This window comes from Streptomyces sp. NPDC058401 (assembly GCF_042722885.1).
In the GTDB taxonomy this organism is placed as follows: Bacteria; Actinomycetota; Actinomycetes; order Streptomycetales; family Streptomycetaceae; genus Streptomyces.
This window is the reverse complement of record NZ_JBHXKA010000214.1, coordinates 1-8285: the sequence shown is the minus strand read 5'-3', so window position 1 is coordinate 8285 and position 8285 is coordinate 1. Positions and strand designations below refer to the sequence as shown.

6 protein-coding genes and 2 tRNA genes are annotated in these 8285 nt (G+C 70.2%); 7 read left to right on the top strand and 1 reads right to left on the bottom strand.

What is annotated here, in order from left to right:
* The first annotated feature begins 202 nt into the window (after positions 1-202).
* The 3 genes from ACFWNV_RS38165 to ACFWNV_RS38155 all read left to right on the top strand — a co-directional run bounded on the left by ACFWNV_RS38165 (position 203) and on the right by ACFWNV_RS38155 (position 2181).
* Complete coding sequence (locus tag ACFWNV_RS38165) at positions 203-664, top strand: molybdenum cofactor biosynthesis protein MoaE (protein ID WP_383956463.1); 462 nt, start codon at positions 203-205, stop codon at positions 662-664.
* A 128-nt stretch (positions 665-792) separates the two neighbouring features.
* Positions 793-999, top strand: a complete 207-nt coding sequence (locus ACFWNV_RS38160) for a hypothetical protein (RefSeq protein WP_383956460.1) — start codon at positions 793-795, stop codon at positions 997-999.
* Between the two features lie 90 nt (positions 1000-1089).
* Complete coding sequence (locus ACFWNV_RS38155; protein WP_383956457.1) at positions 1090-2181, top strand: PDZ domain-containing protein; 1092 nt, start codon at positions 1090-1092, stop codon at positions 2179-2181.
* Positions 2182-2206: 25 nt separating this feature from the next.
* Here the strand turns inward: ACFWNV_RS38155 and ACFWNV_RS38150 are convergent, their stop codons facing one another.
* Positions 2207-2779, bottom strand: a complete 573-nt coding sequence (locus tag ACFWNV_RS38150) for a PPA1309 family protein (protein ID WP_383956455.1) — start codon at positions 2777-2779, stop codon at positions 2207-2209.
* Between the two features lie 126 nt (positions 2780-2905).
* On the opposite strand from ACFWNV_RS38150, the gene ACFWNV_RS38145 reads away from it, so the two are divergent.
* The 4 genes from ACFWNV_RS38145 (at position 2906) to ACFWNV_RS38130 (ending at position 8229) form a co-directional block, all read left to right on the top strand.
* Positions 2906-5827: a UPF0182 family protein gene (locus ACFWNV_RS38145; protein WP_383956452.1), complete on the top strand. Its 2922-nt coding sequence runs from the start codon at positions 2906-2908 to the stop codon at positions 5825-5827.
* 44 nt (positions 5828-5871) lie between these two features.
* Positions 5872-5945 (top strand) — tRNA-Met (locus tag ACFWNV_RS38140).
* A gap of 202 nt (positions 5946-6147) precedes the next feature.
* The gene (locus tag ACFWNV_RS38135) at positions 6148-8076 is read left to right on the top strand and encodes a tetratricopeptide repeat protein (RefSeq protein WP_383956449.1); all 1929 of its coding nucleotides are present in this window, start codon (positions 6148-6150) and stop codon (positions 8074-8076) included.
* A gap of 79 nt (positions 8077-8155) precedes the next feature.
* A tRNA-Met gene (locus tag ACFWNV_RS38130) sits at positions 8156-8229 on the top strand.
* Positions 8230-8285: the final 56 nt, after the last annotated feature.

The following is an 8285-nucleotide window of genomic DNA, read 5'->3' as shown; positions in this document are numbered from 1 at the left end:
CCCCGGACCCCCGCGCCTCAAAAGCCGGCGGGGCTGGATTTTGCCGGTGTCGGCCTGCCCGTGCGGCCCACCAAGCTGGATTTCGACGGGTACTTTCCCCGCCGCCACCAGGGCGTTTCTGTAGGAGGCTCCCAAGGGGGCCGGTGGGGCCCTGGTGAAACTGCTATTCCGCCGGGTCGGCGGCTAGGGCACGATGGAAGGTATGGCACCGCACTTCGACCACCCCGGCGAGCACGCCGCTCCGGACCCCATCCGGCTGCTCGAAATCCGTGAGACCCCGCTCTCGATCGACGAGGTCTTCCAGGCCGTCGGCGACGACGCGTCGGGCGGCACGACGCTCTTCGTCGGCACGGTGCGCAACCACGACAGCGGGGCGGACGTCGACCAGCTCGGCTACTCCTGCCACCCCTCGGCCGAGGCCGAAATGCGCCGTGTCGCCGAGCGCGTCGTGGAGAAGTACCCGGTCCGCGCCCTCGCCGCCGTCCACCGCATCGGCGACCTGGCCGTCGGCGACCTCGCCGTGATCGTCGCCGTCTCCTGCCCGCACCGCGGCGAGGCCTTCGAGGCCTCCCGGATGCTGATCGACGATCTCAAGCACGAGGTCCCGATCTGGAAGCACCAGACGTTCTCCGACGGTACGGAGGAGTGGGTCGGCGCCTGCTGAGGCAGGGGCCGGGGGCCGTCGGTTGCCCCGTTCGGACGCGCAACACGCCCTCGATTTGCGTAACCCCCTCCCGGGCAGCAGCGTTGAAGCCACCAACAACACGTAATTCGGGGTAGGGAGACACGCCCATGGCGTCTTTGGCGTGGTTGCTGATTCCGCTGTTCGCCGCGATCGGAGCGGCGATATGGGGCAGCTGGGCGGCACGCGACCGCACATCCGGCGACATATCCGAGCTCGCGGGCTACGCGCGGTTCCGCGAGGCCATGGGCCAGAGCGAACCGGGCGCGGCCAAGGCCGACGCCCAGCGCGGCAAGGACACCGTCGACTCCGTCTGACGCGGTGCCGGGCCCCCTGACGCGGTGCCGGGCCCCCGTACGGACCGGCCCCGGGGGCCGCTCTTCAGGGCCGTCACGTACTGTCGATCCATGCCACGCCGCACTGCGACGATGCTCGCCTCCACCCTCATGCTCTTCGCGCTGCTCTGCGCGGGAGTGTTCATGAAGGCCCCGTACTCCGAGATGAGTCCGGGCCCGACCGTGAACACGCTCGGGGACTCGCACGGCGAGCCCGTCCTGAACATCTCGGGGCACAAGACCTACCCGACCACCGGGCACCTGAACATGACGACGGTCCGCGTCACCGGCGCGGACTACGACATGAACCTGCTGGAGGCCGTGTACGGGTGGGCCGCGGGCGACAACATCGTCGTACCGCACGAGAACCTGTATCCGGACGGCAAGACGGAGCAGGAGTCCACGCAGGAGAACGCCGAGGAGTTCAGCCAGTCGCAGGAGAGCGCCAAGGTGGCCGCCCTCAAGCAGCTCGGCATCCCGGTCGCCGCCCGCGTGATCGTCGCCTCCGTGGTCAAGGGCAGCCCCTCCGAGGGCAAGCTGCACGCCGGAGACGTCATCAAGGCCGTGGACGGGACCCCCGTCAACGCTCCCGAGGACGTGGCCAAGCTGGTCACCAAGCACAAGCCCGGCGAGCCGGTCGAGTTCACCATCATCCCCACCGCCGAGGCCGCCGAGGCCGAGAAGGCGCACCGCGAGCCCACCGGCACGACGAAGGTCACGATCACCTCGGGCAAGGCGGAGGGCGACGGTCACGCGATCGTCGGCATCCGGGCCGGCACCGACCACACCTTCCCGTTCACCATCGACATCAAGCTCGCCGATGTGGGCGGTCCCAGCGCCGGGCTGATGTTCGCGCTCGGCATCGTCGACAAGCTCACGCCGGAGAACCTGACCGGCGGCAAGTTCATCGCCGGCACCGGCACCATCGACGACGCGGGCAAGGTCGGCCCGATCGGCGGCATCCAGATGAAGACCATCGGCGCCCGCCAGGCCGGCGCCCAGTACTTCCTGACGCCCGCCGAGAACTGCGCCTCCGCCGCGGGCGACGTGCCCGACGGGCTGACCCTCGTGAAGGTCTCCACCATCGACGACGCCGTGAAGGCGCTGGAGAAGATCGGCAAGGGGGACACGGCCGGGCTGACGCAGTGCAGCGCCAAGCCCTGACCGTCCCCCGGTCCCTCGCCGCGTCCTAGTCGAGGAAGGTCGCCGCCAGCGCCTCCGCGAGCCCGGGCACCAGCGTCGCGCCGGTCAGCACCTCGTTCGCCGAGTCCTTGTCCCGCAGCCGTACGGCCGACTCCCGCGATCCGTCGCGCAGGACGCCCACGGTCAGCCGCACTTCCTGGCGCTCCGGGTGGGTGGCGACCCACTTGGTGAGCTGCTTGTCGGTGAGCCCCTCCGGTACGGAGGACTCGGCGGACGGCGGCAGCATCAGCCGCTCCACGGTCAGCGCGCAGCCGAGGATGGAGTCGGGCCAGGCGATCGTTCCCAGGAACTTGTCCAGCGGGGTCCCGGCCGGCACCTGGTCCTGCTCGATCGGGGTGAGCTGGTTCTTGCCCGTGTCGTCCTGGTCGAGGCCGAGCTGGCGGGCGACGCCCGGCGCCTGCTTGCGCAGCTTGGCCGTGTCGACCAGGGCGAAGAGCCGGGCGGGCTTGTCCCAGCCGAGGGTGGAGGCGTACTCGTCGATTTCGAGGACGGCACGGGTCAGCGGGCTTGCCGCCATAGGGGTGCCGGGGGACGGCGAAAGGTTGGACATGGGCAACATCCTGCCTCCTTTACACCGGATACCGGGAACTGACTAAAGCCTCAGTAAGTTGCATGAGTGGGTTCTACGATCGGGGGCCCATGCTTTGAAAACTCATCGCATCACTTACACACAGCGACTTTCGAGGTGCGCACCTTGGCTTTCCAGATGCCGGACCGCGGCGGAGGCCCCTCCGGGCCACGGATGAGAGTCGGCCGCCCGTCCCGGCGCGCCCGGACTCTTCTGATGACCTTGGGCGTGCTGGCCGTCCTGGCCATGGCGTTCATCATGTTCGCCGGCTTCTGGACGGACTGGCTCTGGTTCCGCTCCGTCAACTACTCCACCGTCTTCACCACCACCCTGTGGACCAAGGTCGGCCTCTTCGCCGTCTTCGGCCTGCTGATGGCCGGTGCCGTCGGGCTGAACATCTGGCTGGCCCACCGGCTGCGGCCGCCGCTCAGCGCGATGTCGATGGAGCAGCAGAGCCTCGACCGCTACCGGATGACCGTCGCGCCGTACCGCAAGTGGCTGCTGCTCGGCATCGCCGCCCTGGTCGGCCTGATCGCGGGCGCCTCGGCGGCGGGCCAGTGGAAGACCTGGCTGATGTACGTGAACGGGGTGCCCTTCGGCACGAAGGACCCCCAGTTCAACCTGGACGTGTCGTTCTACACCTTCGACCTGCCCTGGTACCGCTTCCTGCTCGGCTTCGGCTTCGCCGCCGTCGTGCTCTCGGTGATCGCCGCCGCCGTCGTGCACTACCTCTACGGGGGACTGCGCGTCACCAGCCCGGGTGCGCGGGCCACCGCCGCGGCGACCGGTCACCTGTCGGTGCTGCTCGGCCTCTTCGTCACGCTCAAGGCGGTCGCCTACTGGCTCGACCGGTACGGCCTCGCCGTGAAGTCCAGCGACTTCAAGGCCGCGGACAACTGGACCGGCCTGCGCTACGTCGACGCCAACGCGTACCTTCCGGCCAAGACGATCCTCGTCGCGATCGCCGCGATCTGCGCGGTGCTGTTCTTCGCGACGCTGTGGCGCCGCACCTGGCAGCTCCCCGTCATCGGCTTCGGCCTGATGGTGCTCTCGGCGATCCTGATCGGCGGGCTGTACCCGGCGATCGTGCAGAAGTTCCAGGTCCAGCCGAACGAGCAGGCCAAGGAATCCCCGTACGTCCAGAAGAACATCAAGGCGACGCGCGACGCCTACGGGGTCGCCGACGCCTCCGTCAAGGACTACCCGGGCCTGCCGGACCCCAAGGCGGACAAGAAGGTGCTCCGCCAGGAGGCCAACACCACGGCGAGCATCCGCCTGCTCGACCCGAACATCGTCTCCCCGGCCTTCCAGCAGCTCCAGCAGAACAAGGGCTACTACGGTTTCCCGGCCACGCTGGCGGTCGACCGGTACAAGGGCCAGGACACGGTCATCGGGCTCCGTGAGATCAACCTCGCGGGCATCCCGAAGAACAACTGGATCAACGACCACTTCCGTTACACCCACGGATTCGGTGTGGTCGCGGCCAAGGGCACCGAGGTCACCGCGAACGGCGAGCCGCTGTTCACCGAGTCGGGCCTGCCCGCGGCGGGCGACCTCGGGGAGTACGAGCAGCGGATCTACTACGGCGAGCAGACGAAGCAGTACTCGATCGTCGGCGGACCGCAGAAGGAGCTCGACTACGCCAACGACTCCGGCGAGAAGGAGACCACCTACAAGGGCGACAGCGGGGTGAGCCTGTCCAACCCGGTCAACCGCGCCGCGTACGCCCTGGCCTTCAGCGAGCCGCAGATCCTCTACTCGGGCGCCATCGGCGAGGGTTCGAAGATCCTCTACCACCGCACGCCCAAGGAGCGGGTCGAGGCGGTCGCCCCGTGGCTCACGATCGACGGAGCCGTCTACCCGGCGGTGATCGACGGCCGGGTCCAGTGGATCGTGGACGCCTACACCACGACCAACGGCTACCCCTACGCGTCCCGCACGCAGCTCGGGGACAGCACGGCGGACTCGCTGACCAACTCCCAGCGCGCCGTGGTCGCGCAGGAGAACCAGGTCAACTACATCCGGAACTCCGTGAAGGCCACAGTCGACGCCTACGACGGCACGGTCAAGCTGTACCAGTGGGACACCAAGGACCCGGTCCTCAAGACCTGGATGAAGGCGTTCCCCGGCACGGTGAAGGAGAAGAAGGACATCTCGCCGGCCCTGATGGATCACCTGCGCTACCCGCAGGACCTCTTCAAGGTCCAGCGCGAGCTGCTGACCCGCTACCACGTCACGGACCCGCAGACCTTCCTCAGCGGCAGTGAGGTCTGGGCGGTGCCGGACGACCCGACCACCAAGGCGGGGACGGCGGTCCCGCCGTACTACCTCTCCATGAAGATGCCGGGCCAGAAGGACCCCAACCAGGCCTTCTCCCTGACCACGACGCTCACGCCGAACGGCAGGGACAACCTGAGCGCCTTCATGGCGGTCAACGCCGATCCCACCACCGCGGACTACGGCAAGATCCAGTTGCTGAAGCTGCCCACCCAGAACCCGGTGGACGGCCCGAAGCTCGTCCAGGCGAGATTCAACTCCAAGCCGGAGATCGCCCAGGAGATCAACATCCTGAGCCGGGGCGATTCCCAGGTGGAGTACGGCAACCTGCTCACGGTCCCGCTCGACAAGGGAATGCTCTACGTCGAGCCGGTGTACGTGCGCGGCGGCGGCCTCAAGTACCCGCTGCTGAAGAAGGTCCTGGTGACCTACGGGGACCAGACGGCCTTCGAGGACACGCTGGAGAAGGCGCTGAACGTGGTGTTCGGGGCCGAGTCGGCGACCCCGCCCCCGGGCGACGGAACGACCACCCCGCCGGGCGACGGGACCACCACCCCGCCGCCGGCCAGCCAGGACCCGACGGTCAAGGCGGCCCTGGGCGATGCGCAGAAGGCGGTCGATGCGGCCGACAAGGCGCTCAAGGCCGGCGACTGGGCGGCGTACGGAAAGGCCCAGAGCGATCTGCAGGCCGCGCTGAAGCGGGCGATCGAGGCGGAGGCCAAGGTGACGCCTCCGGCGGCCACGCCGACCCCCTCCGGATAGCGGTAATGGTTCCACCCCGCGTCGTGCTACTGTTGGTTTACCGACGCGGGGTGGAGCAGCTCGGTAGCTCGCTGGGCTCATAACCCAGAGGTCGCAGGTTCAAATCCTGTCCCCGCTACTGAAGACGAAGGCCCGGATCCGATGGATCCGGGCCTTCGTCATGCCCAATCGAGTTTTTCGCCGACTCGGGGTCACTGAGGTGGGTGAGTTGGGGTGTGAGCGTGTTTGACTTGTCTCTCTGTGGGCATGTCGACAAAACGCTGTAGTGACCTCACTGACTGCGACATACCAGGTGTACGCGGGTAGCAGGTGATGCGACGATGGGATTTATGGGGGACAGGTCAACTCTGCTGGAGACAGGGCGGTTTGTGAGGGCGGACTCCGAATCGGATGCGGAGGCCGATGGGGCGGCTCAGGCCGTTGACGTGACGACCGCGATGACCACGCGGGCGGTACGGACCACGGCCGCGGCGCCGACCACGCCGGACGTGTCGGTCGTGTCAGACGTGTCAGTCGACGCGTTGTTCGACGACGCGGTCTTCGGGCTGACCGACGCGGCCGGCGACGCCGCGCTGGAGGCCCGGCACCGGATCGCGGCCGACAAGGGGGACCCGGGCGCGATGAGCGTACTGGGTGCCCTCCTGCTGCGCCGCGGCGACCTCGCGGGAGCCGAACCCTACCTCCGCGGGGCCACCGGGGAGGGCGACCGCGCGGCCGCGAACAACCTGGGCGTCCTGCTGCACCAGCGGGGCTACCCGGAAGAGGCCGCCGGCTGGTGGCGCGTGGCCGCCGTGGCCGGATCCGCTCCCGCCGCGCACGCCCTGGGCCGCCACTACCGCGAGCGCGGCGACGAGCCCGCCGCCGAGTACTGGATGCGCCAGGCGGCGGAATCCGGCCATGCCCTGGGGGCCTACGGCCTCGCCGACCTGCTGGAGCACCGCGGGGACAAGGGCGTCGAGCGGTGGTTCCGCGCCGCCGCGGAGCAGGGGCACCGCGAGGCCGCGTACCGGCTCGCCCGGCACCTGCGCAAGGGCGACCCGGCCGAGGCCGAGCAGTGGTACCGGCAGGCCGCCGCGCGCGGTCACCGGCGCGCCGGGCTGCACCTGGGCGCCCTGCTGGAGGCGCGCGGGGAGCTGAAGGAGGCCGGGCGCTGGTACCTCACCTCCGCCAAGCAGGGCGAGGCGCGGGCGGCCTGCGCCCTCGGCTTCCTGCTGCGCGACGCCGGCGACGAGGAGAACGCGGCCACCTGGTGGCTGAAAGCCGCCCAGGACGGCGACGGCAACGCGGCGAACGCGCTGGGCGCCCTGCACGCCGCGCGCGGCGAGACCCAGACGGCCGAGAAGTGGTACCGGGCCGCGATGGACGCGGGCGACCAGAACGGGGCGTACAACCTCGCGCTGCTCTGCGCCGCGCAGGAGCGGACCGGACCGGCCGAGCAGTGGTACCGGCGCGCCGCCTACGCGGGACACCGCGAGGCGGCGAACGCGCTGGCCATCCTGCTGCTCCAGGGCGGGGACGCGGAGGGCGCGGAGCCGTGGTTCTCCAAGGCCGCCGAGGCGGGCAGCGTGGACGCGGCCTTCAACCTCGGCATCCTGTTCGCCAGCCGGGACGAGGACCGCACCGCCCTGAAGTGGTACGAGCGGGCGGCGTCGGCGGGACACACCGACGCGGCGCTCCAGGTCGGCATCGCGCTGGTCCGCGACGGCGAGGAGCGGGCGGCGGAACGGCACCTGCGCTGCGCCGCCGGCGGCGGCAGCGCGGAGGCCGCCTTCCGGCTGGCCGCGCTGCTGGAGTCGCTGGCCCCGCCGCCGGAGCCGGTGGCGCTGGGCGAGTCGGTGGGCGGAGCCGCGCGCACCGAGAGCGAGGAGTGGTACGAGCGGGCCGCGGAGCTGGGGCACCGGCGCGCCCAGGTCCGGGTCGGCATGCTGGCCGCCGCGCGGGGCGAACTGGGGTCCGCGGCGCGGTGGTACCGGGAGGCGGCGGAGGCCGGCTCCCGCAACGGCGCGTTCAACCTGGGGCTGTTGCTGGCGCGCGAGGGCAACGAGCCCGAGGCGGCGCTGTGGTGGACCCGGGCGGCGGTGGCCGGCCACGGGCGGGCGGCGCTGCGGCTGGGCCTGCTCGCGGCGCGCCAGGGAGACCTGACGGAAGGCCAGAAGTGGTGCGTGCGCGCCATGGAACTGGGCCCGGCGGAGGTCTCGGAGCGGGCGGCCCGCCTCCGCGACGCCCTGGCCGAGGAGCTGTCGGCCTGAGCCGTGCCACGGCCGCGGAGGGGTCCCGTTAACCGATTTGCATCTGCTCGCCGTGCTCGCGTAGAGTCAGGTTTACCGACGCGGGGTGGAGCAGCTCGGTAGCTCGCTGGGCTCATAACCCAGAGGTCGCAGGTTCAAATCCTGTCCCCGCTACTGAAGAACCGAAGGCCCGGATCCCCTGGATACCGGCCTGCGGGGGTTTACGCGGA

Coding starts and splice junctions, on each gene's coding strand:
- ACFWNV_RS38150 (WP_383956455.1), bottom strand. CDS start 2,779: ATGTTGCCCATGTCCAACCTTTCGCCGTCCCCCGGCACCCCTATGGCG.
- ACFWNV_RS38135 (WP_383956449.1), top strand. CDS start 6,148: ATGGGATTTATGGGGGACAGGTCAACTCTGCTGGAGACAGGGCGGTTT.
- ACFWNV_RS38155 (WP_383956457.1), top strand. CDS start 1,090: ATGCCACGCCGCACTGCGACGATGCTCGCCTCCACCCTCATGCTCTTC.
- ACFWNV_RS38160 (WP_383956460.1), top strand. CDS start 793: ATGGCGTCTTTGGCGTGGTTGCTGATTCCGCTGTTCGCCGCGATCGGA.
- ACFWNV_RS38165 (WP_383956463.1), top strand. CDS start 203: ATGGCACCGCACTTCGACCACCCCGGCGAGCACGCCGCTCCGGACCCC.